Origin of the sequence: Trinickia terrae (assembly GCF_005144415.1) — a bacterium.
Classification (GTDB): domain Bacteria; phylum Pseudomonadota; class Gammaproteobacteria; order Burkholderiales; family Burkholderiaceae; genus Trinickia_A; species Trinickia_A terrae.
The window spans coordinates 1-23,416 of the sequence record NZ_SWJE01000007.1; the positions used below are offsets into that span (position 1 = coordinate 1).

22 protein-coding genes are annotated in these 23,416 nt (G+C 64.3%); 14 read left to right on the forward strand and 8 right to left on the reverse strand.

The features are described 5' to 3' along the window. From FAZ69_RS13970 to FAZ69_RS13980, 3 genes are all read left to right on the forward strand, one after another. Positions 1–750 (forward strand): 3-hydroxybutyrate dehydrogenase (locus FAZ69_RS13970; RefSeq protein WP_136895427.1); only part of this gene is annotated, 750 nt, incomplete at its 5' end. Then, on the forward strand, positions 747–1,991 hold the full coding sequence (locus FAZ69_RS13975; RefSeq protein WP_136895429.1) for a DUF3734 domain-containing protein: 1,245 nt from the start codon (positions 747–749) through the stop codon (positions 1,989–1,991). The genes FAZ69_RS13970 and FAZ69_RS13975, both read left to right, overlap by 4 nt. A gap of 128 nt (positions 1,992–2,119) precedes the next feature. Continuing rightward, positions 2,120–2,584 carry a hypothetical protein gene (locus tag FAZ69_RS13980; protein WP_136895431.1) on the forward strand — a complete coding sequence of 155 codons (465 nt, stop codon included), beginning with the start codon at positions 2,120–2,122 and terminating at the stop codon, positions 2,582–2,584. Positions 2,585–2,605: 21 nt separating this feature from the next. Here the strand turns inward: FAZ69_RS13980 and cobM are convergent, their stop codons facing one another. From cobM to cbiE, 4 genes are all read right to left on the reverse strand, one after another. Next, complete coding sequence (cobM, locus tag FAZ69_RS13985; protein ID WP_136895433.1) at positions 2,606–3,337, reverse strand: precorrin-4 C(11)-methyltransferase; 732 nt, start codon at positions 3,335–3,337, stop codon at positions 2,606–2,608. A gap of 73 nt (positions 3,338–3,410) precedes the next feature. Further along, positions 3,411–4,154, reverse strand: a complete 744-nt coding sequence (locus tag FAZ69_RS13990; RefSeq protein ID WP_136895435.1) for a cobalt-precorrin-6A reductase — start codon at positions 4,152–4,154, stop codon at positions 3,411–3,413. Further along, positions 4,151–5,257, reverse strand: a complete 1,107-nt coding sequence (locus FAZ69_RS13995; protein WP_136895437.1) for a cobalt-precorrin-5B (C(1))-methyltransferase — start codon at positions 5,255–5,257, stop codon at positions 4,151–4,153. Before FAZ69_RS13995 ends, FAZ69_RS13990 begins: the two co-directional genes overlap by 4 nt. Before the next feature lie 21 nt (positions 5,258–5,278). Beyond that, positions 5,279–6,529, reverse strand: a complete 1,251-nt coding sequence (gene cbiE, locus FAZ69_RS14000) for a precorrin-6y C5,15-methyltransferase (decarboxylating) subunit CbiE (RefSeq protein ID WP_136895439.1) — start codon at positions 6,527–6,529, stop codon at positions 5,279–5,281. Positions 6,530–6,730: 201 nt separating this feature from the next. On the opposite strand from cbiE, the gene cobG reads away from it, so the two are divergent. Genes cobG through cobJ form a run of 4 tightly spaced genes read left to right on the forward strand, consistent with a single transcriptional unit; the run spans position 6,731 to position 11,327 of the window. Continuing rightward, positions 6,731–8,164, forward strand: a complete 1,434-nt coding sequence (cobG, locus tag FAZ69_RS14005; protein WP_240702230.1) for a precorrin-3B synthase — start codon at positions 6,731–6,733, stop codon at positions 8,162–8,164. Then, positions 8,164–8,790, forward strand: coding sequence for a precorrin-8X methylmutase (locus tag FAZ69_RS14010; RefSeq protein WP_136895443.1), 627 nt, complete (start codon positions 8,164–8,166; stop codon positions 8,788–8,790). The genes cobG and FAZ69_RS14010 overlap by 1 nt, the downstream gene beginning before the upstream one ends. Further along, positions 8,791–9,543, forward strand: coding sequence for a precorrin-2 C(20)-methyltransferase (locus FAZ69_RS14015; protein WP_136895445.1), 753 nt, complete (start codon positions 8,791–8,793; stop codon positions 9,541–9,543). Then, positions 9,531–11,327: a precorrin-3B C(17)-methyltransferase gene (cobJ, locus tag FAZ69_RS14020; RefSeq protein WP_240702231.1), complete on the forward strand. Its 1,797-nt coding sequence runs from the start codon at positions 9,531–9,533 to the stop codon at positions 11,325–11,327. The genes FAZ69_RS14015 and cobJ overlap by 13 nt, the downstream gene beginning before the upstream one ends. A gap of 83 nt (positions 11,328–11,410) precedes the next feature. Here cobJ and FAZ69_RS14025 read toward each other — a convergent pair whose 3' ends face one another. Then, positions 11,411–11,776 (reverse strand): BON domain-containing protein, encoded by a 366-nt coding sequence (locus FAZ69_RS14025; protein WP_136895446.1) that lies wholly within the window; start codon positions 11,774–11,776, stop codon positions 11,411–11,413. 348 nt (positions 11,777–12,124) lie between these two features. Here FAZ69_RS14025 and FAZ69_RS14030 point away from each other — a divergent pair, with 348 nt between their 5' ends. The 5 genes from FAZ69_RS14030 (at position 12,125) to FAZ69_RS14050 (ending at position 18,534) form a co-directional block, all read left to right on the forward strand. Then, positions 12,125–12,892: a ParA family protein gene (locus tag FAZ69_RS14030; RefSeq protein ID WP_136895448.1), complete on the forward strand. Its 768-nt coding sequence runs from the start codon at positions 12,125–12,127 to the stop codon at positions 12,890–12,892. Positions 12,893–13,080: 188 nt separating this feature from the next. Further along, the gene (locus FAZ69_RS14035) at positions 13,081–15,630 is read left to right on the forward strand and encodes a type VI secretion system Vgr family protein (protein WP_136895450.1); all 2,550 of its coding nucleotides are present in this window, start codon (positions 13,081–13,083) and stop codon (positions 15,628–15,630) included. A 2-nt stretch (positions 15,631–15,632) separates the two neighbouring features. Further along, on the forward strand, positions 15,633–16,436 hold the full coding sequence (locus FAZ69_RS14040) for a DUF4123 domain-containing protein (protein WP_169708644.1): 804 nt from the start codon (positions 15,633–15,635) through the stop codon (positions 16,434–16,436). Further along, complete coding sequence (locus tag FAZ69_RS14045) at positions 16,433–16,924, forward strand: DUF3304 domain-containing protein (RefSeq protein ID WP_169708645.1); 492 nt, start codon at positions 16,433–16,435, stop codon at positions 16,922–16,924. Before FAZ69_RS14040 ends, FAZ69_RS14045 begins: the two co-directional genes overlap by 4 nt. A gap of 17 nt (positions 16,925–16,941) precedes the next feature. Beyond that, positions 16,942–18,534: a T6SS phospholipase effector Tle1-like catalytic domain-containing protein gene (locus tag FAZ69_RS14050; protein ID WP_136895456.1), complete on the forward strand. Its 1,593-nt coding sequence runs from the start codon at positions 16,942–16,944 to the stop codon at positions 18,532–18,534. A gap of 19 nt (positions 18,535–18,553) precedes the next feature. Here FAZ69_RS14050 and FAZ69_RS14055 read toward each other — a convergent pair whose 3' ends face one another. From FAZ69_RS14055 to FAZ69_RS14065, 3 genes are all read right to left on the reverse strand, one after another. After that, a complete protein-coding gene (locus FAZ69_RS14055; protein WP_136895458.1) occupies positions 18,554–18,859 on the reverse strand; it encodes a HigA family addiction module antitoxin in 306 nt (101 codons plus the stop codon). A 92-nt stretch (positions 18,860–18,951) separates the two neighbouring features. Continuing rightward, positions 18,952–19,347, reverse strand: coding sequence for a hypothetical protein (locus tag FAZ69_RS14060; protein WP_136895460.1), 396 nt, complete (start codon positions 19,345–19,347; stop codon positions 18,952–18,954). A 42-nt stretch (positions 19,348–19,389) separates the two neighbouring features. Then, positions 19,390–20,601 carry an acyl-CoA dehydrogenase family protein gene (locus FAZ69_RS14065; RefSeq protein ID WP_136895462.1) on the reverse strand — a complete coding sequence of 404 codons (1,212 nt, stop codon included), beginning with the start codon at positions 20,599–20,601 and terminating at the stop codon, positions 19,390–19,392. Positions 20,602–20,810: 209 nt separating this feature from the next. On the opposite strand from FAZ69_RS14065, the gene FAZ69_RS14070 reads away from it, so the two are divergent. Together FAZ69_RS14070 and FAZ69_RS14075 are read left to right on the forward strand one after the other, a co-directional pair. After that, positions 20,811–22,298, forward strand: coding sequence for an ATP-binding protein (locus FAZ69_RS14070; protein ID WP_136895464.1), 1,488 nt, complete (start codon positions 20,811–20,813; stop codon positions 22,296–22,298). 125 nt (positions 22,299–22,423) lie between these two features. Continuing rightward, positions 22,424–23,395, forward strand: coding sequence for a PDR/VanB family oxidoreductase (locus tag FAZ69_RS14075; RefSeq protein ID WP_136895466.1), 972 nt, complete (start codon positions 22,424–22,426; stop codon positions 23,393–23,395). Positions 23,396–23,416: the final 21 nt, after the last annotated feature.

Genomic DNA, 23,416 nt, shown 5'->3' on the forward strand with positions numbered 1-23,416 from the left:
GGCGCCGCAAGCGGCATCGGCAAGGAAATCGCATTCACGCTCTCGAAGGCGGGCGCCGCGGTGGCGATCGCCGACTTGAACCTCGCGGGCGCGCAGGCGGTGGCCGACGAGATCAAGCAGGCCGGCGGCAAGGCCATCGGCGTGGCGATGGACGTCACCAACGAAGAAGCGGTCAACCAGGGCATCGACAAGGTCGCCGCCGAGTTCGGCTCGATCGACATCCTCGTCTCGAACGCCGGCATCCAGATCGTCAATCCGATCGAGAACTACGCGTTCTCCGACTGGAAGAAGATGCAGGCGATCCACGTCGACGGCGCGTTCCTCACCACCAAGGCCGCGCTCAAGCACATGTACAAGGACAATCGCGGCGGCACCGTGATCTACATGGGCTCGGTGCATTCGCACGAGGCGTCGCCGCTGAAGTCGGCCTATGTGGCGGCCAAGCATGCGCTGCTCGGTCTCGCGCGCGTGCTCGCCAAGGAAGGCGCGGCGCACAACGTGCGCTCGCATGTGGTGTGCCCCGGCTTCGTGCGCACGCCGCTCGTCGACAAGCAGATTCCCGAGCAGGCCAAGGAGCTCGGCATCAGCGAAGAGGACGTGGTCAAGAAGGTGATGCTCGGCCAGACCGTGGACGGCGTGTTCACCACGGTCGAGGACGTCGCGCAGACGGTGCTGTTCCTCTCGGCCTTCCCGAGCGCGGCGCTCACGGGTCAGTCGTTCATCGTCAGCCACGGCTGGTTCATGCAATGAAGCCGCACGCCAAAACGGAAAGGCAGGCGGCCGATCCCGCCGGCGTCAACGTCGAGACGGGTGCCGTTCCGCACGCGCACCCGCATCACGAACGCCACGTGCGCCACCTGCCGTACGAGACCATCGCGCTCGTGCTGCAGGGCGGCGGCGCGCTCGGCGCCTATCAGGCCGGCGTCTTCGAGGGCCTGCACGAAGCCGGCATCCCGCTGAACTGGATCGCCGGCATCTCGATCGGCGCGCTCAACACGGCGGTCATCGCGGGCAACGCGCCGGAGCATCGCGTCCACCGCCTGCATGAGTTCTGGGAGACGATCTGCCGGCCCGCCGCCACGCCGCCGCTGCCGCGCGCCTTCGAGCACGCGCTGTTCAACGGCACCGAGGCGACGCGCGCGATGCTCACCGCCTTCCAGGCGGCGAGCGCCGTGCTGCAGGGGCAAAACGGCTTCTTTCAGCCGCGCAAGCCGACGCCGCTTCCCTGGGTGTCGAGCAGCCCCGACACCGCAAGCTGGTACGACACGGCGCCGCTGAAATCCACGCTCGAGCAGTTGTGCGATTTCGACCGGATCAATTCCGGCGAGACGCGCGTGTCGGTCGGTGCGGTGAACGTCGCGACGGGCAACTTCGCCTACTTCGACAACACGCGCATCACGCTGCGCGCCGAGCACTTCATGGCGTCGGGCGCGCTGCCGCCGGCATTCGCGCCGATGGAAATCGACGGCCAGTTCTACTGGGACGGCGGCGTGGTGTCGAACACGCCGCTGCTGGAAGTGCTGCACGCGTCGCCGCGCCGCGACACGCTCGCGTTCCAGGTCGACTTGTGGAGCGCGCGCGGGCCGGTGCCGGACAGCCTGTCGGACGTCGCCGAGCGCACTAAGGACATCCAGTACTCGAGCCGCACGCGCTTCGTCACCGACGTGCTGCAGCGCGAGCAGCGCTTTCGCAACGTGCTGCGCGAAGTGCTCGGCCGGGTGCCGGAGCAGCTTCGCAAGGACGACCCGTGGTGCAAGCTCGCTGAAGACCTGTCGTGCGGCAAGCGCTACAACGTGCTGCACCTGATCTATCAGCAGCAGAAGTACGAGCACGACTACAAGGACTACCAGTTCGGCGCATCGACGATGCGCAACCACTGGTCGGCCGGTCTCGCCGATATCCGCAAGACGCTCGAGAACGAATCGTGGCTCGAGTTGCCGGATAACGACTCCGGCTTCGTGACGCACGACGTGCATCGCTTGAGCAGGTGAGAAAAGCGCCAACTCTGATCGATCGCTGAGGGCTTGGAGTAAGCGCTAAAGCGCTAACTCCAAGCAACCACAGCATGGGATCAGAGTAGGCGCTAAAGCGCCAACTCTGATCGACACAAGAGGCCAAGATGCCGATCATCATCGTTTTAATGGTTCTGGGCGCGCTGGTCGTCGGCGCGGTGTATTCGTTCGACGTTATCGCGGCCGATCTCGGCAAGCCCGCCGCAATCCGGATTTCGATCGTCGCCGTGCTCGCGGTCGCCGCGCTGGCGGCCCGCTGGATTCAGCGCCGCCGCGAGATCGCGCCGAATACGAAGGAGGGCGGCTGGACGCATGCGCTCGTGCAAGCGTGGGGCGGCATCCGCCTGTCGGCAACGAAGGGGCTGCTGTGGCTGTCGCTCGATGGCGCTGAAGGTGAGTACACGCTCACGGACCTGCACAATTGCGCGGCGAAAGACGTGGACGGGCGCTGGTACGTGATCGTGAAGGTCCGCGACAAAGGCCGCGCCGAATGGAAGCTGCCGATGCCGAGCAAGCGCGATGCGGACCGCTGGACGCGGATTCTGGCGCTCGCTCAGGCGCAGCGGCTTTGACGCAGAAAAGCAGTTCGCGCGTCAACCGTCCGCCTTCGCATACAGCGTCGAGTCGCTGAACCCCTCCGCAGCCAGCACCCGCCCGACCAGGATCAGCGCGGTCCGCTCGATGTTGGTCGACTGCACCTTGCCGACGATATCGGCGAGCGAGCCCGTCACGCGTTCCTCGTCGGGCCAGCTCGCGCGGTAGATCACCGCGATCGGGCAATCGGCGCCGTAGTGCGGTCGCAGTTCGTCGACGATGCGCGCGAGGTGCCGCACGCCGAGATGGATCGCCATCGTCGCGCGATGGCGCGCCAGGTCTGCGAGCGCTTCGCCTTCGGGCATCGATGTCTTCGTGGCGTAGCGCGTGAGGATGAGCGTCTGCGAAATATCCGGCAGCGTCAGCTCGCAGCCGAGCGCGGCCGCGCAAGCGGCCGTCGCCGTCACGCCCGGAACGATCTCGTAGGGAATCCGCAACTCGCGCAAGCGCCGGATCTGCTCGCCGATCGCGCCGTATAGCGACGGGTCGCCCGAATGCACGCGCGCGACGTCCAGCCCTTTGTGATGCGCCTCTTCGAGCAGCGCGACGATCTCGTCGAGATCGAGATCGGCCGTGTTCACGACGCGCTCGGCGCGATGGCCTTCGAGCACGGCCTGAGGGACGAGCGACCCCGCGTACAGGATGACGGGGCAGCTGCGCACGAGCCGCTGTCCTTTGACCGTGATGAGCTCCGGGTCGCCAGGGCCCGCGCCGATGAAAAATACCGTCATGCCGTGCTCCGTGATGCAGTGATGTTCCTTGGTGAAACGCGCGCACGCTCGATCCGCGGCGGCCGCGCCGCCGTCATTGCGCCAGCGTCTCGATCGCTCGCGACAGGCTCTCCGGGCTATCGAATTCGCGATCGGCGGCGGGCAGTGGCCGACGCCGCAGCATCACGACCGGCAGCCCCCGCTCGCGCGCGACGGCAAGCTTCGCCTCGGTCGCGCCGCCACCGCTGTTCTTGCTGACGATGACGTCGATCGACTGCGCATCGAAGAGCGCGCGCTCGCCGGCTTCGGTGAACGGCCCGCGCGCATCGATCACGCGCGAGCGCGCGTTGCCCGGATGCGCGTCGAGGCAGCGCACGAACCAGTACTGATGCTCGGGAATCTCGTCGAGATGCGCGAGCGGTTCGCGGCCGAGCGTGAAGAGCGGACGCGCAAACGGCGCGAGCGCTTCGACGATGCCATCCCAGCCCGCGACCATCCGCCAGTCGTCGCCCGCCCGAGGCTCCCAGGCCGCACGGCGCAGCGCCCAATACGGCACGCCCGCGGCCCGGCTCGCAGCCGCCGCGTTGGCGCTGATTTGCGCGGCATAGGGATGGGTCGCGTCGACCACGAGCCCGATGCCCTCGTCGGCCAGATAACGCTCGAGCCCTTGCGCGCCGCCGAAGCCGCCCACGCGTACCGCGCATGCCAGATCGGCCGGCACCTTGCCAAGACCGGCGAGGCTGTACACGTGCTCGCGCGAAAGCTGCCGCGCGATCTTCAACGCATCGCCGGTGCCGCCGAGCAGGAGGATGCGCTTCGATGCGGTTGCCGTCGTCATCGCGCGGCTCCGACGATATTGCCCTGCCGGTCGATCGCGAACATTTCGACGGCAACCTCCGGCGGCACGATGCCGCGCGCGACGCGCAGCGCGTGGGTGCAGACGATATCGCCAAGCGCCACGCCCTCCTGCCTCGCGAGCGCGAGCGCCTGCTGGCTCGTGTTGGCCGCGCAAATCGCTGCTTGCAGCGCCGCGCTGGCGCCATGCTCGGCAGCCCATGCGGCGAGCTGCGGCAAATCGATGCTCGAATGGCTGCTGTGCAAATCGAGGTGCCCCGCAGCGAGCTTGCTCAGCTTGCCGAAGCCGCCGCACATGCTGAGCTTGTCGACGGGCGCGCGGCGCAGGTGCTTGAACACCGCGCCGGCGAAGTCGCCCATTTCGATCAGCGCGATGTCGGGCAGGCCGTAGTGCGCGCGCATCGCGTCTTCGCTCGCGTTGCCCGTGCACGCGGCGATGTGGCGGTAGCCGTTGGCGCGCGCCACGTCGATGCCTTGATGAATCGACGCGATATACGCCGAGCACGAGAACGGCCGCACGATGCCCGTGGTGCCGAGAATCGACAAGCCGCCGACGATCCCGAGCCGCGGGTTCATCGTCTTCAACGCCAGCGCCTCGCCGCCCTCGACGCCGATCGTCACGTCGAAGCCGCCCGCGTAGCCGTGCCGGGCCGCGAGCTCGGCCAGATGAGCCGTCATCATCTGGCGCGGCACGGGGTTGATCGCCGGTTCACCGACGGCGAGCGTCAGCCCCGCACGCGTGACGGTGCCGACGCCGGGACCCGCGTGGAAACGCACACCGGGCTCCGGAGACAAATGCACGCGCGCGAACACGACGGCGCCATGCGTGACGTCGGGGTCGTCGCCGGCGTCCTTGACGGTGCCCGCCTCGGCGCCGCCCGCCGCGCCCGCGGCTTCGTCGATCAAGCGGCAGAAGGTCAGCCGCATCGGCACATGCTGGCCCTTGGGCAGCACGATCTCCGCGACGTCGCTGGCGATGCCGGTCAGCAGCAGGCGCGCGGCAGCCAGCGAGGTAGCCGTCGCGCAGCTGCCGGTCGTGTAGCCGCTTCTCAGCGGCCTGGAATGCTCTGGCGTTTCGTCACGCATCACGGGCTCGTCACGGGTTCATCACGATCCGCCGCGCGGCTTGGCGATCTCGAGCAGCGTGATCGGCAACGCCGGCCGCCAGGTATCGAAGCCGCCCAACGGTTGCGCAACGGCCACGGCGAGGCGCGTCAGCGTGCCGCCATGCTGCTCGCGCCATTGGACGAGCACCGCCTCGCCTTGCAGCGTGACCGCGTTCGCGATCAGGCGTCCGCCGCCCGCGAGACGCTGCCAGCAGGCGTCGAGCACGCCCGGCGCGGTCACGCCGCCGCCGATGAAAACCGCATCGGGCGCGGGAAGGCCGTCGAGTGCGCCGGGTGCGCGTCCCGGCACGAGCTGCAACGCGGGGACGCCGAGTGCGTCGCGGTTGTGCTCGATGAAACGCTGGCGCGCCTCGTTCGCTTCGATGGCGATGGCGCGGCAGGACGGATGCGAGCGCATCCATTCGATGCCGATCGAGCCGCATCCCGCGCCGACATCCCAGAGCAATTCGCCGGGGCGCGGCGCGAGCCGGGCGAGCGTCATGGCGCGCACGTCGCGCTTGGTCAGTTGTCCGTCGTGGAGATAAGCGTCGTCGGGCAAGCCGGGGGTCAGGGGCAGGCCCGGCGCGCCTGAGGTGGCGCGGCATTCGAGCGCGACGAGGTTCAAGGCGGCGATCGCTCCTTCGGCCTCGGCTCCGTTTCGGTTCGAACGATCGCGCCATTCATCGGCGCTGGCCTCGACGATGCGTTCTTGCGCGCCGCCCAAATGCTCCAGCACGATCATGCGGCTCGCGCCGAAGCCGCGCGCGGCCGCCAGCTCCGCGACCGCCGCGGGCGTCTCGCCGCCGCTGCTCAGCACGAACAGGCGTGCGCCATGCCGAAGGTGCGCGTTCAACGCGGCAAGCGGCCTGCCGACGAGCGACACCGCCGTCACGTCCTGGAGCGGCCAGCCAAGACGCGCGGCCGCCAGCGACAGCGACGACGGCGCGGGCAGCACGCGCATCTCGCCCGCAGGCAACTGGCGAGCGAGCGTCGCGCCGACGCCGAACAGCATCGGATCGCCGCTCGCGAGCACGCAGACCCGCGCCTCGCGATGCCGATGCTCCAGGAGACGCGCGAGATCGAATGGCCGCGGCCACGCTTCGCGCCGCGCGGCAAGCCGCGTGGGCAGCATCGCGAGATGCCGCTCGCCGCCGTACACGACCGACGCCTCGACGAGCGCACGCCGCGCCGAGCGCCCCAAGCCGGCGAAACCGTCATCTCCAATGCCTACCACGGTCAGCCACACCGGCATCCGCCCATCCTCTCTTTCAATCTCGATTAACCGTCCGCGGCAAGCCTGACGAGGCCGCCGCGGATTTGCGCTCGGGGAAAAAAGGCATAATACAGCGTTCGCCGGCGCCCCTTCCGGGGCCCTGAAGGAAACACGGCGCAACTGTCCGCCTCCCGCAACCGTATGGCGCAAAGCCAACCCAGTGCACTGTCGAATCGAGCCATGCCCGCCCCCACGAAGTCCGATGCGCCACGCCCCACGGCTTGCCCCGGACTCGCGCGCATCACGGCCGCGCTCGACGGGGGCATCTGCCGGGTCAAGCTCCCGTGCGGCGAACTGCACGCCGGGCAGGCAATCGCACTTGCGGATGCGGCCGAGCGATACGCATCGGGCGTCATCGAAGCGACCAATCGCGCGAACCTGCAGCTGCGCGGCGTACGGGCCGGGCTCGAGACTGCGCTGACGCAAGCGCTCGTCGATGCCGGCTTCGGACCGCACGGGCGGCGGGATTCGCCATCGGCTCTTGGCCAGCCCGCACAATCCGCCCCCAGCGCCTTGGCAGCCGACGACGTGCGCAACGTCATGGTCAGCCCGGCGGCGGGCCTCGATCCGCAGGCGCTCGTCGACACCACCCCGATCGCGCACGAGATCCTGGAGCGGCTGCGAACCGATAGGCGCCTTCACACGCTATCCGCGAAGTTCGCACTGCTGCTTGACGGTGGCGAGCGCCTGGCGATGCTCGATCATCCGCACGACATCTGGCTTGCCGCCATGCCCGGCGTGAGCAGCGGCGAACCGATCATCGCGTTCGGGCTGGCGGGGTGTCCGCCGATTGCCGGCCCAGGCGGCGAAGACAAACACGCCGGCGCGCCTCGCGCAGCACTCGCAGCAGTCCCTCTATCGCAGGCTGTCGCGTTGACCGCAGCGCTGCTCCACACCTTCCTCGATCTCGCCGGGCCGGCGGGCGTCACGCGCATGCGCGACCTGCTCGCGGTTCATTCGATCGACGAAGTGATGCAGCGCCTGCAGGCACGCCTCGCTTTCCCGCTCCTGCGCGGCGAGCCCATCGATGCATGGCGCCGCGCCCCGGCCGACGCCGCATTGCGTCTCGGCGCACACCCGCAGCGCGAACCCGGCCTCCGGCACGCAGGCGGCCAGCCCCCGCTCGGCCGCTTGAACGCGCCGACGCTGCGGGGTCTCGCGACCCTCGCGCGCGATCTCGGCAACGCGACGCTGCGCATGACGCCATGGCAAAGCGTGCTGCTGCCCGGCGTCCCCAGCCACCATGTACCGGATGCGCTCGCCGGCTTCGCCGCACTCGGCCTCGCCTGCAGCCCCGACGACCCGCTGGCGCGCCTCATCGCCTGCGCAGGCTCGGCCGGCTGCGCGAAGGGCCTCGCCGACACGAAGGCAGACGCCCTGCATCTCGCCGGGCGCCTGCCCGCAGGCGCGCAAGTCCATCTGAGCGGCTGCCCGCGCTCCTGCGCCGCGGCCCATGTCGCGCCGCACACGCTGCTCGCCACGGCGCCCGGCCGCTACGACCTTTACGAGCGCGACGCACGCCAACCTGGCTTCGGCCGCTGCATCGCGCATCATCTGACCATCGACGAGGCCGCCGACCATCTGCGCGAATCGGCAGCCATGGAGCCCCATTGATGCTTGACTACATCCGCGACGGTCAGGAGATCTACCGCCAATCGTTCGCGACGATCCGCGCGGAGGCCGACCTCGCCCGCATTCCCGCCGACCTCGAAAAACTCGCCGTGCGCGTGATCCACGCCTGCGGGATGGTCGACATCGTCGACGCGCTGCGGTTTTCCGAAGGCGCCGGCGCAGCCGGGCGCCGCGCGCTCGCGAACGGCGCGCCGATCCTCTGCGACGCGCGCATGGTCGCCGAAGGCATCACACGCGCGCGCCTGCCTGCCAACAACCCCGTGATCTGCACGCTAGGCGAGCCGTCGGTGCCCGATCTCGCGCTCGAGATCGGCAACACGCGCTCGGCCGCCGCGCTCGAATTGTGGCGGCCGCATCTGGCCGGCAGCATCGTCGCGATCGGCAACGCGCCGACCGCGCTCTTTCACCTGCTCGACATGCTCGACGCCGGCGCGCCCCGCCCCGCGCTGATCCTCGGCTTCCCGGTCGGCTTCGTCGGCGCGGCCGAATCGAAGGCGATGCTCGCCGGCGACAGCCGCGGCGTGCCCTACGTGATCGTCGAAGGACGGCGCGGCGGCAGCGCGATGGTCGCCGCCGCGGTCAACGCGCTGGCATCGGAGGCCGAATAAATGCCGCGCATCGATCCCGATCGCCCGCAAGCGGGGCGCCTGTTCGGCCTCGGCGTCGGCCCCGGCGACCCGGAGCTCATCACGGTGAAAGCGCTGCGCCTGCTGCGGGCCGCGCCGGTCGTCGCGTATTTCGTCGCCAAGGGCAAGAAAGGCAACGCGTTCGGCATCATCGAGGCGCATTTGACCGAGGCGCAAACGCGCCTGCCGCTCGTCTATCCCGTGACGACCGAAGCGCTCGAGCCGCCGCTTTCGTATGAAGCCGTGATCGCCGACTTCTACGACACCGCGGCCGAAGTCGTCGCGGGACATCTCGATGCCGGCCGCGACGTGGCCGTGATCTGCGAAGGCGATCCGTTCTTCTATGGCTCATACATGTACCTGCACGACCGGCTCGCCGCGCGCTTCGACACGCAGGTCGTGCCCGGCGTCTGCTCGATGCTGGGTGGCGCAGCCGTGCTCGGCTCGCCGCTCGTCTACCGGAATCAGACGCTTTCCGTGCTGTCGGGCGTGCTGCCCGAAGAGGAGTTGAAGCGGCGTCTCGCCGATGCGGACGCCGCCGTCGTGATGAAGCTCGGCCGCAACTTCGACAAGGTCCGCCGCGTGCTCGACACACTCGGGCTCGCCGAGCGCGCGCTGTACGTGGAGCGCGCGACGATGGCGAGCCAGCGCATCGTGCCGCTCGCCGACGTCGATCCGATGGCCTCGCCTTATTTCTCACTGCTCGTCGTGCCGGGGGAAAAATGGCAGGGGTGAATACAGGCATGCCCGCGGCGGCGCGCGAGCCGGCCGTCGTCGTTCTCGGCCCCGGCGCACTCGCGACCGCACGGCGCATCGCCGCGCGCTATCCGGGTGCGCAGGTGCATGGCCTGGCGAGCCGCATTGGCAGCGCGGGCGATGATTGCGCCGATGTCGCGTACACCGAGCTCGGCGTGCATCTGCGCGATCTCTATGCGCGTGGCACGCCGATCGTCGCGCTGTGTGCAGCGGGCATCGTGATCCGCGCGCTGGCGCCGCTCCTCGCCAACAAGGGCGCCGAGCCGCCCGTGCTGGCCGTCGCCGAGGACGGCAGCGCCGTCGTGCCGCTCTTGGGCGGCCTGGCCGGCGTCAACGTCATGGCGCGCGAGATCGGCGAGGCGCTCGCGGTCGCGCCCGCCATCACCACCAGCGGCGAACTGCGCTTTGGCGCCTGCCTGCTCAATCCGCCCGACGGATACGCGCTTTCGAGTCTCGAGCAAGGCAAGCGCTTCGTGTCCGATCTGCTCGCCGGGGAAAGCATGCGCATCGAAGGCGACGCACCGTGGCTCGACGAAGTGCGCCTGCCGAAGTCGCCGGCGGCGCGGCTCGCAATCCGCGTGAGTCCCGATGCATGGGATGGCAGCAGCGATCAGCTGGTGATTCATCCGCGTTGTGTCGTCGCGGCGGCCGGGTTGGATGGGTTGCTTGATGACGCTCGTCACGTCGAGGATGGCGGCAGTGGCGACGGCGCGGCGCTACGTATCGCCGAGCGCGTGCGCGCCGCGTTGCACGTTCAGCGGCTCGCGCCGCTTTCGCTCGCAGCGCTGCTCGCGCCGCTCGACCGGATGACGGACGCCTCGCTGGCAAAGGCCGCCGAGTCCCTGGGCGTGCCGCTGCGTTTCGCCGACGCGCAGAGCGGCGAAGCGCTGCTCGCCGCCGCGATCGGCACTCCGCATCGCGTGTTGAACGCTCCGGCGCCGCCCGATCGAAACATCGCACTCGCCATCGCCGACGCGCCGCTCGATCCCGAAACCATCGGCCGGAAGCGCGGCCGCCTGACGGTGATCGGCCTTGGCCCGGGCGACGCGGCCTTGATGGTTCCCGCCGCACGCGCCGCGTTGACCGAGGCGTCCGACATCCTCGGCTACGAAACCTACGTCAAGATGGCCGGCCCGTTCCGCGCCGGCCAGCGCCTGCACTGCACCGACAACCGCCAGGAGCTGCAACGTGCGCGCGACGCCTTCGAGCTCGCGAGCACGGGACGCCGGGCCGTCGTCGTCTCGTCCGGCGACCCGGGCGTGTTCGCCATGGCCGCGGCCGTGCTCGAGGCGCTTGAGACATCGGGCAACGCACAATGGGCCGCCGTCGAGCTCGAGATCGTGCCGGGCGTCTCGGCTGCGATGGCGACCGCCGCGCAAGCGGGCGCACCGCTTGGCCACGACTTCTGCATGCTGTCGCTGTCGGACAACCTGAAGCCGTGGTCGATCATCGAGACGCGCCTGCGGCACGCCGCAACCGCCGACCTCGTGATGGCTGTCTACAACCCGGTCTCGCGGGCGCGCCCGTGGCAACTCGATCGCGCGCTCGACATCGTCCGCGAATATCGCTCGCCCGCGACGAAGGTCGTGCTCGGGCGCGACATCGGCCGTCCAGGCGCCGCGCTCACGACGACGACGCTCGGCGAGCTGCGTTCGGAGCAAGTGGATATGCGGACGATGGTGATCGTCGGATCGTCGACGACGCGCGCATTTGGGCGCGATGCGGAACGCGAGTGGGTGTATACGCCGCGCTGGTATGAGTAAAGGCGAATTAAGCGCGGCTCGAAACGACAAGGGGACGCCAGGCGTCCCCTTTGACTAGGCCCGTTGGCCTGCAATCAGGCTCATCAGCCCCCGCCGCCGCCTTGCGCTCCGAGCGTGAGCTTGTTCGAGACTGACGTCACGCCGGGCACGCCCTTCGTCACTTCCTCGGCCTGGGCGATTTGCCCGCTCTCAGGCACGGTGCCGGTCAGGGTGACCGCGCCGCCGCGCGCGCGCACGAAGACGTTCGAAACATCGAATCCTTGCGCCTTGGCCAGCGCCTTGCGAACGGCGAGACCCAGCTTGCGATTGGCCTGCTTGGTAGCCTTGGCCGACTGTGCGGACGTCGTGCCCGAGTTCGACATGGCGTCGCTCGATTGGGCATAGGCGCTCGATGCCACGGCAATACACACAACCACGCCCAGCGCTTTCAACATATCGGTTGCTTTCATGATTCTCCTTTTGCTTCGCTTGAAAACTACGCGTGTTGCAGATGGAAGAAACGAATCAACGACTGCCATTCGACGGCGAAAGCCAATGTAATCCAGCGGGGCGATAAGCGCAAAGCATTTAATGGGGCACGCCGAGGCGATGTCCGTCGCACACGACAGCGTGCAGGCGCTTGCCGACCGATATCGCGACCCTCCGCTAAGCGTTTCCTACATTCATCGTGGGTCACATCGTTAGCGGCGCAACCCGCAACGCATGCGACCCTCGCGCTGCAGCCCGATTGGCCACACGAACGACCCGGTTGCTAAGGTATGCTGCACCCTTTGCCAAGTTCATAGCGAGAGGGACAGATGCGGCGCGTCGTATTCAATCAAAAGGGCGGTGTCGGCAAGTCGACCATCGTATGCAACCTCGCGGCCATCAGCGCGTTCGAAGGGCTGCGCACGCTGGTCATCGACCTCGATGCGCAGGCCAATTCAAGCCAGTACCTGCTCGGCGCACACGCGAGCGAAGCGAGCCCGAACGTGGCGTCGTTCTTCGAAACGTCGTTGACGTTCAGCTTCAAGCCGGTGGATGTGACGTCGTTCATTCACCGGACGCCGTTCGAGAATCTCGACGTGATGCCCGCGCATGCCGATCTCGACTCGCTGCACGGCAAGCTCGAGTCGCGCTACAAGATCTACAAGCTGCGCGATGCGCTGAACGAGCTCGATGAGATCTACGACGCGATTTATATCGATACGCCGCCCGCTTTGAATTTCTATACGCGCTCCGCGTTGATTGCGGTGGAGCGCTGCCTGATTCCGTTCGATTGCGACGACTTTTCGCGTCGCGCGCTTTATACGCTGCTCGATAACGTCAAAGAGATTCAGCAGGATCACAACTCGGCGCTGGAAGTCGAGGGAATCGTAATCAACCAGTTTCAGCCGCGCGCGAGCCTGCCCCAGCAATTGGTCGACGAACTGGTCAGCGAAGGATTGCCGGTGCTGGATTCGCGTTTGTCGTCGTCGGTAAAGATTCGCGAATCGCATCAGCATGCGACGCCGATGATTCATCTGGAGCCGAAGCATAAGCTGGCGCAGGAGTATCTGGCTTTGCATCGGGAGCTGGCGGGGTAAGGTATCGCCGAATATCGACGGCGTGCGAGTTTCGACTTTATAAAAAATACCGAATCAGGAAACTCCGCGCCGCGATATGGAAAATAATTCCGATCGATTATCAAGAACAGTTAAGCAGCTGGCCTTGAACAGGAGCATTTTGTAGAATCCCACGATGCCGTTGAAGCCAATTGGAAATAAGAGGCAGCGTGGGCTCGCAGAACATAATCTCGACATTACGTGGCGGTCTGATCCAAAGCGATCGGCTGCTGAAACTGGACAGTCCACTGCCCGGTAATTCTTTGCTGCCTCAGCGAGTCATTGCACGCTCGCGTATTGGCCGCGACTACGAATTTTCAGTCGATACCGTATCCACCTCCGATGCGATCGAGTTAAAAACGCTGATTGCCCAGCCAGTCACGCTGTGGATTCAGCAGACCGACAGCTCGTATCGACCTCATCACGGCTACGTGCATACCGCCCGGCGGCTGGGCTCCGACGGCGGCCTGACGAGCTACCAGATCGCTTTCGCGTCGTGGCTGCACTTCCTGCGTTTTCGCAAAGACGCGCGCGTCTGGCAGGACAAAACGGCCGATGCGATCCTGACCGACGTCTTCAACCAGCATCCGCAAGCGCAGGGGGCATTCCGCTTTGCGCTCGGCAAGGCCTTGCCGTCCCGCTCGTTCTGCATGCAATACGAGGACGATTGGAACTTCGTTCAGCGGATCATGGAAAGCGAGGGGCTATTCGGCTACTTCGAGCAAGCGGCAGACGGCAAATCGCATACGCTGGTCGTCGCCGATAGTCTCGATACGCTTTCCCCGCTTTCGCCGCAGGCCGTCCAGTTCTACCGCGCCGGCGCCAACAGCGAAACCGATGCGCTCGTGCAGTGGTCCGGCACGCGAACGCTGCAAAGCACGACGCTGACGACTCGCACGTTCGATTACAAGTCCCCCGGCTCGGCGGCAAATCCCAAGGGCACCAGCGTGCCGGCAATGCCAAACCAGGGAAATCTGCCGCAACAAAACGAGGTCTACGAATACACGGGGTCTTACACGTACGGAGACCAATCGCGCGGCGATGCGCTCTCGAAGATCCGCATGGAGGAATGGGAGTCGCGGGCCAAGCGCTTTTGCGGCGGAGGCGGCGTGCGCGGCATCGACGCCGGCCGCTGGTTCGAATTGAACGACCATCCCGAGCATGCCGCGGATGGCGCGCAGAACCGGCAATTCGCGATCATCGAGACCGCCTGGTTTATCGAGAACAACCTGCCGGCGCCGAATCGGGCGGCGAACTTCCCGCACAGCCTCAAAGCTGAACTGGCGACGGTCAAAGACGATCACTCCGGTTTCGCCGGCACCGCGACGGTCAAACATGCCGACGGCGGCGAAGGTTTCTTCCTGGTCCAGATCGAAGCGCAACGACGAAATGTGGCGTACCGCAGTCCGTTCGAGCACAGCAAGCCCGAGATGCACAAGCAGACGGCAATCGTCGTCGGCCCGGCGGATGAAGAGGTCTATACCGATTCGCTCAACCGCGTCAAAATCCGCTTTCACTGGGACCGCCTGAACGATGGCGACGAAAAGGCCTCGTGCTGGGTGCGTGTCGCCATGTCCGATACGGGCGGCGAATACGGCAGCGTGCATGTGCCGCGAGTCGGCGAAGAGGTGCTGATCGACTGGATCGGCGGCGATTGCGACCGGCCGATTGCAACGGGGCGCGTCTATAACGGCTCGACCAAGCCGCAATGGCACTCGAACGGATTGCTCTCGGGATTCAAGTCGAAGGAATTCCAAGGCGGCGGCTACAACCAGATGGTGATGGACGATGCGACCGGTCAGAACCGCATCCATCTGTATTCGACCAGCGCGAACGCGCAACTCCATCTGGGCTACCTGATCGCGCAAAACGGCAATTCGCGCGGCGCCTACCTGGGCAGCGGCTTCGATCTGAAGTCCGACGCGTATGGCGCGGTGCGTGCCGGTCAGGGGCTTTACGTCACTACGTATCCCGCGGGCAGCCAGCCGTTGGACGTCCGTGAAGCGAGTTCGCAACTGGTGAACGCGGAAAGCATCGTGGAGGCAATGTCCGACGCGAGCACCACGCATCAGGCCGAAAATCTCAACGACGGCCACGACACATTGAAGGCGTTCACGGACGCGACGCAGAACAGCGTCGCGGGATCGGCGTCGGGCGGCAAGACCGCGGGCGGCGGAACGGGCAACGCCAACGCGTTCGCGGAGCCGGTGATGCTGTTCGCTAGTCCGTCCGGCATTGCATTGTCCACGCAGCAATCGGCTCATATCTCGAGTGACGCGCATACGAATCTAATCAGCGGCCAAAGCACGCATATCGCAAGTGGCAAATCGCTGATTGCCAGCGTCGCGGAGAAGCTGAGCATGTTCGTCCAGAACTCGGGGATGAAGCTGTTTGCAGCCAAGGGCAAGGTGGAAGTCGAAGCGCATTCGGACAATATCGAGCTGACCGCACAGAAAACGTTGAAGGTGCTTTCTGCTACGCAAACCGTCGAGGCGGCAGCCAAGCAAGAGATCTTGCTGACGGCCGGAGGCGCGTATATCCGCGTCAAGGACGGCAACATCGAAATTCATGCGCCGGGCAATATCGACATCAAAGGTGCGGAGCATGCGTTTGCAGGCCCGGCGCAAATTCCTTACCCCCTGCCGACGCTGCCGTCGAATATCTGCATACCGTGCTTGATCGCTGAATACTCGCAAGGCTCTCTGCTGGGGAAAGTATGAACATGCCCGAGCAACAAGCCTTGGTGGAACACCTTCGTGAGTCGATTCTTCGATACCGCCTGGAGCATTCGGACCGACACGCATACGCCCTGGTTTACGGTGTCGCCTATCCGTCCCTGTTCGCAAACGTTCTGGAACAGATCAAACCCCAGGCGGCCAGTCAGCTTGCGTTGATCTTTGACGCAAGCGGTGAAACTCAACACGAGCAGTACGGCCCCTTCCTCGTCGAGCTGACCGCGGATCGGGACGCCTTGCTGACCCAGACGCTATTGACCCATTGTGTCGCCGATCCACGGGGAATGTCGTTCATATTCTCGCGCCACGAAATAGACGGGTTGGCGGAGGGATTGCGAGAACGTCTCCCCTTGCAGTGCGAAGACGGGACAACATGGCAACTGAAGTTCTTCGATTCCCGCACGCTGCCGATCTTGGCAAGCGCCCTTACTGCGGAGCAGCAGCGGAGCTTTTTCCGGATATCGCGCGAATGGTGGTTTCTCGATCGAGAGCGGGCGCTACAACGGCTGACGGGGAACGACGAGTCCCGTGACGACTATCGCGCACCGCTGCGGCTCAGCGAGCAGCAGGCTGCGGCGTTCATCGACGCGGCCGTGCCTGACTCGGTCCTTTATATCCTTGAAAGGACGGACGACGATTTGACATCGGCATTCGAACCTCATATTCGCTACCGGATTGTCGAAGCGGCAGTGGCCAGCGCCTCGGACGAAGAACGCAATAGCACAACCCTGCTGGCGGATCGGGCGCGACTCGAGCTGCTGGCCAAATTGAACGAACGGGATCAAGCGTGAAAATCAAGACATTTGCCAGGATCGCCGGATTCGTCGGGTTGGGATTGTGCGCAGTTGTCGCGCTCTCAAGCCGCGCAAAGGAACCTCATGAACTCGCCATCGTAGGCTATGACTATACCGATCGCGCCATTTCGGAATTTTCTGTGAATGACGCCTGGGCGGGCAACCTCGAACTCAGCACGCCCACCAACGGCGGCGGATCAAGCGTTTGCTGCGTCACCTTGGCCCGCTCGACGAAGACGCCCTTCTGGATAACGGTGCGATATCGCAAAGACGCCCTCGAATCCTATCCGCCGCGAAAGATCGTCGAACCCGCCGGCGGCTATATCGATGCGAAAGTCGAAGTCAAAGGCTCCATTCCCGACGACGCTTCTTACCTGGAAATTCATTTCTTCCCCGACGGACATCTGGAAGCAGCGATATCCGGACAAGACGGCCCATCGCCCCCGAGGCTGAAGCTTGAGCGGCGCTTGCCGTTCGTTCGCTAACCGATAGCAAAAACAATATGCTCGACGATACGCAAATCCCCGACACGGCCGGCCTGCGTCCCTTGACACTGGAAGAGCGCAAGCAACGGTCGCAAGCGATGGCGTGCCTGGACCAGGCGAAAAAACCCGGCACGCCGGATTGCTCACAAAATGTCTGGATTTCCATTTTCTTCGACGGCACCGGCAACAATCTCTATCACGACACGCCAAGACAGAAGCAGAGCAACGTCTCGCGCTTGTGGGCCGCACACGCCGTCGATGATGACTCGTCGAGCACGTACAAGGTCTATATCCCTGGCCTAGGCACCCCATATCCGGAGATCGGGGAGCATGACAACAGCACGATGGGATTGGCCTTCGGCGCAGGCGGCGAGAATCGGCTGCAGCGAGCGCGCATGGAATTCGACAACCACATCAAAAAGGCAGCGGCACGCGCCAAGAATCCGACACAGCCCATCCGCATGATCAATTTCGCGCTGTTCGGGTTTTCGCGCGGCTCGGCCCTGGCCCGTGCGTTCGCCATCCGAATTGCAGCCGAATGCAAAAACAAGAATGGAAGCTGGTCTTACCAGGGATATCCGATTCGCCTGTATTTCATGGGGCTGTTCGATACCGTTGCTTCCGCGGGATTGGCGGGCGGCGCCAAAGTGCTGGATCACAGCCCGGTCGTGACGAGCGCAGTCGGCGCCATCATGCCTTTGGTGGGAGTCGGTCTTGCCGTCGCGCCGAAGAACGGCCACTACGACTGGGCAAAGGATTTGCGCATCCCGGCAATGGCCGAGCAGTGCGTACACTACGTCGCGGCACACGAAGTCCGGGACTCCTTTCCGCTAGACTCGGTTCGCGACGGCAAGCACTATCCATCGAATACCGTCGAAGTCCCTTACCCCGGTGTCCACTCGGATGTAGGCGGCGGCTATGCACCTGGTGAACAGACGCGCGCACTCAAGGATGAAGACAAGCTGAGCCAGGTTCCGTTGAACCACATGTATCGCGTTGCCCGAGTAGCCGGCGTCCCGCTTCAAGCGCTCGAGGTTCTCGCGGATCAGGTCAAGACGTCGTTCAACTGTTCATCGCGGCTCGCCACTCTGTACGATCGCTACCAAAGCACGGCTGACGCCAGCGGCCCGATCGAGAAGACATTCTCGGACCATCTATTTCAGCTATACCGGGCAAGATCGTATCTGTCGAAACTCCAAAATGACAGCGCCGCTGAAGCGCGTGTCCCGGCTGCGGAAAACGTCTTGAAAGCAACGAACAACGGCGACCTGGTGCCCAACGTCAGACAGGAGCTGCAAATCATTACGGCGAACGGCAACGCGGTCAATGAAGCCTGTGGCGAAGCGGAAACCAAGAAGATTGACGGAAAGCGCCTCACGCTACGCGAGGCAACGCTTGCCCGGGCCTATGAAGATGTGAGCCTGATTACAGGATCGGATAGCCAGAGACAGGATCTATTGGATTTCTTTGACTACCTGGTGCACGACTCGGTCGCCGGATTCCGCAAGGACTTTTCCAAGCTCCAGAATTGGCGAATGATGTATTTCGGCGATCAGGCTTACATGCCCGACAACGACTGGAGCATGTCCGGACCCGCCGCGCCGATATGAGCGCGGCTGACGACTCGAACTAAAACAACGCCCCCTGCTGCGCCGGCACCACAGCCACGACATCGAGCTCACGAAACCGCACGCGCGCGTTGGCAAGATCATGAAGCAGTTGCCTTTGCAACCACACTTCAGCGCCGCCGCCAAAAGCCTTATCGAGTCTTAACGCCATTTCAGGCGAAATCCCGGCTTTGCCGCTAAGCAAATTGGTCAACGCCTGACGGCTGACGCCCAGGATCTTTGCGCCGTCCGTGACGCTTAGATGGAATCGCGCGAGACAGTTCTGCCGAACTGTCACGCCGGGATGAGGGAATTCTGAATCGGCCATGGACCGAAACAATATCGGCGAAGTACCGACCCGTCAACCGACAAGATACGCTTGTCGGAAAACGGACACACATCCCCCTGCGTACGCCAAGGTCAAGCGTTCGTATTCGCGGCGGCGGCAGCAGCTGTAGGCGGGACCTTCAACGGCCTTCCCACACGCGCTTCGATCTTTCCGTAGCGCCAGAGGTTGTATTCGCCCACCGGGGTGGTCCGATACAGGTTGCAAACGGCCACGGCGGCATCGAGGTCGGCAACATCCGCCATGATGTAAAAGGTCCACGGCGCGCCATCCGACTGCCCGACGGTCAGGCGATCGTCATCCATGATGCCGATCACGCGAACCGTCTCCATGGTGTGTACCGCATCGAGCATCTTTGCGTATGCCTGCCAGACTTCTCCGGTTTGATCCCTAGGCAGATCGAAAAAATTCTGCGTCACGCCGCAGCAAAAAAGCACACGCAAAGGAAGATTGCGAGTATCCGCCGTCATATCCGCTCCAAATGTAGTGGTCGAAATTCGATTCGAGTGAGCTTACAGGTATCCGGGAATCGGAGGAACGCCCACGAACACGGCGCCGGCGCCGTCGTAGTTTCCATGACCGAGGAAAGCATGCTGGGTGACGACCATGGAATCGCGAACCAGGCGCTGCAATGGATGCGTGCGATAAATCGCCATTGTCCCGGCAAGCCGATACGCGCGAGTGACGACATCGGCCCCCTGGTGGGCAACCTGCGTCGCAGACAAACGCAGCAGGCTGATTTGCTCGGGCGTCACCTCGTCGCCCGCCAGGATCGACTCCCATACGCTTTCGGTCGAGTCGTAAAAGAACGCGCGAGCGGATCGCAGTTGGGCTTCCGCCTTCGCAAGCTCGATGCGGTAATACGCCCGGTCCGCAAGCTGAGGCGCACCGGTGGTGGTCTTCCGGCCGCCCGACATGTTGTTCGCGACGTCGAGCGCGGCACGCGCGACGCCGAGATTCACGACCGCAAGCACCTGTGACGCGTATGCCATCGTGGGGTAACGATAGAGAGGCTCATCGATCGTGGGGGTTCCACCGCGTACGAAGGTCCACGCCTCGTCGACGAATTTGCTGTCGACACGCAGGTCGTGGCTGCCGGTGCCCTGCATCCCGACGACATCCCAGTTCTCCACGATTTCAACCTCGGACGGTGCAAAAACCGCCGTCCGTGGCTTGCCGGCATGGCTCCCCTCCTTGGCAACGCCAATCCCCACGCCAAGCCAATCCGCGCCCTTGCATCCGCTCGCGAACTTCCAAGTGCCATCGACGATGAAACCGCCTTCCGCCTGCTGCGCCGGCTGCATCGGGAACAACCCTCCGGCGAAAGCCTGGTCGGGTCCGTCCGCATAGATGATGGCCTGCGTTTCGACCGGCAACGCGGCCAGATAGATGTTTGCCGAGCCGAAGCTGGCCACCCACGCGGCGGATCCATCGGCAACGGCGATTCTTTCGATCATCGACAGAAACTTCGCCGGAGGAAGCGCATCGCCGCCAAAGCGCTTCGGCGTTGCCGCGCGGTAGATGCCTGCTTGTTTCAGCTTTGCGATCATGTCGCGAGGCACGTGGGAGATTTGCTCGAACTCTTCTCTTCGCGTGGCGATCTCTACAATCACGTGATCCAACGCTGTTATCACGCGATCCAACGCTGTTGCATCACGGTCAACCTCACCGGTTTGCAAACATGGGGCGTTGGTGGATTGAATGACGGTTGCCGCGTCGGACATGGTATGTGCTCCTCGTTACTCGATTTGTCTGTTTGTGCATGGCTATGCACTGCGATACCAGTCTAGAAAGGCAAAAGAACGCGATCAATTGGGGCGCTGCCTTCGGCATTACGTAGGTACGCCAGCGCCGCTAAAGAATTCTTTACTCACGGACGTGGCCTATAGTTGGTATGTTGCGGAGAGCCCATAGCCTGACTTCACTCCACGCCATGAATTTCCCCGCGGAAGAAGACTTCCATCGCCTTCTCGACGCACTGACGCTGTGCGTCCTTGTTCACGACGCGAAATCGAAAGCGATCGTATGGGCAAACCGTGCCGCATGTTCGGCGCTAGGGTTTTCCCTTGAGGAGCTGCTGCCTCTCAAAGCCGCGGACATGACCCGGCCCGACACGAAGTATCGGCGCGAGATTGCGGTTGCCGCCATGGACCGTGCCGAAACGGAAGGTCCGCAGGCCTACGAATGGTGCTATCGCTCGCGTACGGGTGTCGACATGTTGTCTGAAGCGATCGCGACATTCGTTCAGCTGCGGGAGCGCGCGGTCGTCATGGTCCAGTTCCGCGACATCAGCGCCGAGGAATCGATGCGGCAAAGGCTGCGCGGGTATGAAACCCGGCTCAGGGAACTGATGCATGACCTCAGCGAAGGGGTTGCATTGCTGACCCGCCAAGGCACATTCGAATACATCAGCGAATCGGGACTACGTGTGCTGGGCCTCGAAGATCTGCCGAGCAATGGAAGCATGCAGGACTACTGTGCGCCCGCCGATCGAAACCAGCTTAGCCTGCAACTCGATCGCGCGAATTCGGAGCGTACGTCCGAACCGCAGCGTTACAAGATCGTTCGTCGCGATGGAGAGGAACGGTGGCTTCGCGTAACGTGCCGCCGCGTGAATATCGACGGCGATCCGGACAGTCTCGTCGTCCACTTTCGCGATATCAGCGACGAAGTCGAAGTCGAAGAACTGAGACGCGTCGAAGCGCGCATGCTCGAGCACGCGGGCAGGTACAACGCGATGGGCGAAATGGCGACTGCCATCGCGCACGAGTTGAGCCAGCCTCTTGCCGCGGTGCGCAACTTCATCGAAGGCGCAATCCAGCGGTTGAATCAATCCGAAGGCATGGACTCGGTGCTCTGGGGATTGCGCAGTGCCGACCGCCAAGCAGAGCACGCAGCGTTGATACTCAAGAGCGTGCGCGAGTACATCGTCAAGCGCGAGCAGGCCACGACCCACGTCGATCTCAAGGACATCCTCGCCGACGTTTCATACTTCATAGAACTGCGGGCGGCGGAAGCAGGCGTCACCGTTCATATCAGCCAGAGCAGCGAGCCACTGCCCGTCGTGTGCGAACGCGTATTGATCGGGCAGGTGATCCTCAATCTGGCGTTCAACGCCGCGGAAGCGCTGGCGGCCGAAGGAATCGCCGGCGGGCGCGTGACGATCGAGGCAGTTCGACAGAAAGACAGCGCGGAGTTGCGCGTGATCGATAACGGGCGGGGCGTCGAGGCGGGAAGGCACGAACGCCTCTTCGACGGATTTTCGTCGTCGAAAGCGGGTGGCAACGGAATTGGCTTGTCGCTTTGCAAAAACATCATATCGAGGCACGGAGGCCGGATCTGGGCGCAAGAAGCCCGATCAGGCGGCCTGGATTGCCGATTCTCGTTACCGCTGTACCTTGGAGGAACCAGCAGCGGCTGATTTATAGATCGCACAAATTTCTCTTATCGATTTTCATCTATTTGATTGATGAGGCCATGTTTCGTATCGTGGGGTGCCTGGATTGCAATCGCCCCCAATCGTCTGACTGAAGAAACACCCTCATCATGAACGCCTCTTCTCTCAAAGTCCGCGTCGATGCCGTTCGCGACGAAGCGGTGGACATCCGCTCCTACCGTATATCGCGCGTCGACGGCCATCCGTTCGACGCGTACGAACCCGGCGCCCACATCGACGTGACGAGTCCAGCCGGGGTCACCCGCCAGTACTCTTTGTGCGGCAATCCTGACCATGCGCACGCTCAGCTCTTTGCGGTCAAGAAGGAAAAGGAATCAAGGGGAGGCTCCCGTTCACTGCACGACGATGTCGTAGTGGGCAGCGAACTCTGGGTCAGCGCGCCCCGCAACCTGTTTCAGCTCGCTCATGACGCGGATCGGACAATCCTGATCGCTGCTGGAATCGGCATCACGCCGCTTCTGTCGATGGCGTATCGGCTGGCGCAGAACAACGCAAGCTTCGTGCTGCACTACTTCGCTCGCAGCCGCGACCACGCCGCCTTTACGCCATTGCTATCGGAGCCGCCGTTTGCCGGTTGCGTGCAGCTTCATTTGCAGATCGAGCGCGATGCGCTCGATGCGAAGCTCGAAGGCTGCTTGGCCGTTGCCGGCGCAGGCACGCACGTCTATACCTGCGGCCCGGCGCCTTTCATGGACCGCGTCACGCGGATCGCAAGCCGCTTCGTGCCCGAAGACGCCATCCATCTCGAGCGCTTCGGCGCCCCAGTCGAATCCGCGCCGAGCGCAGATGCATGCGAAACCTTCGAGGTGCGGCTTTCGCAATCCGGCCAGCACGTAACCGTCGAAAAAGGACAAAGCATCGTCGATGCGCTCGCCGCGATCGGTGTCGAGATCGAAACGTCCTGCGGTGAAGGCGTTTGCGGGACCTGCATGGTCGACGTCGTGGAAGGAACGCCGGATCATCGGGATCACTGCCTGAGCAAAGCCGAACGCGCGAGCAACGCGGTCATCTGCTGCTGTGTATCGCGTTCGCGCACGCCGGTGCTGGTACTGGATCTTTGACATCGACAGACATGCCGCAGG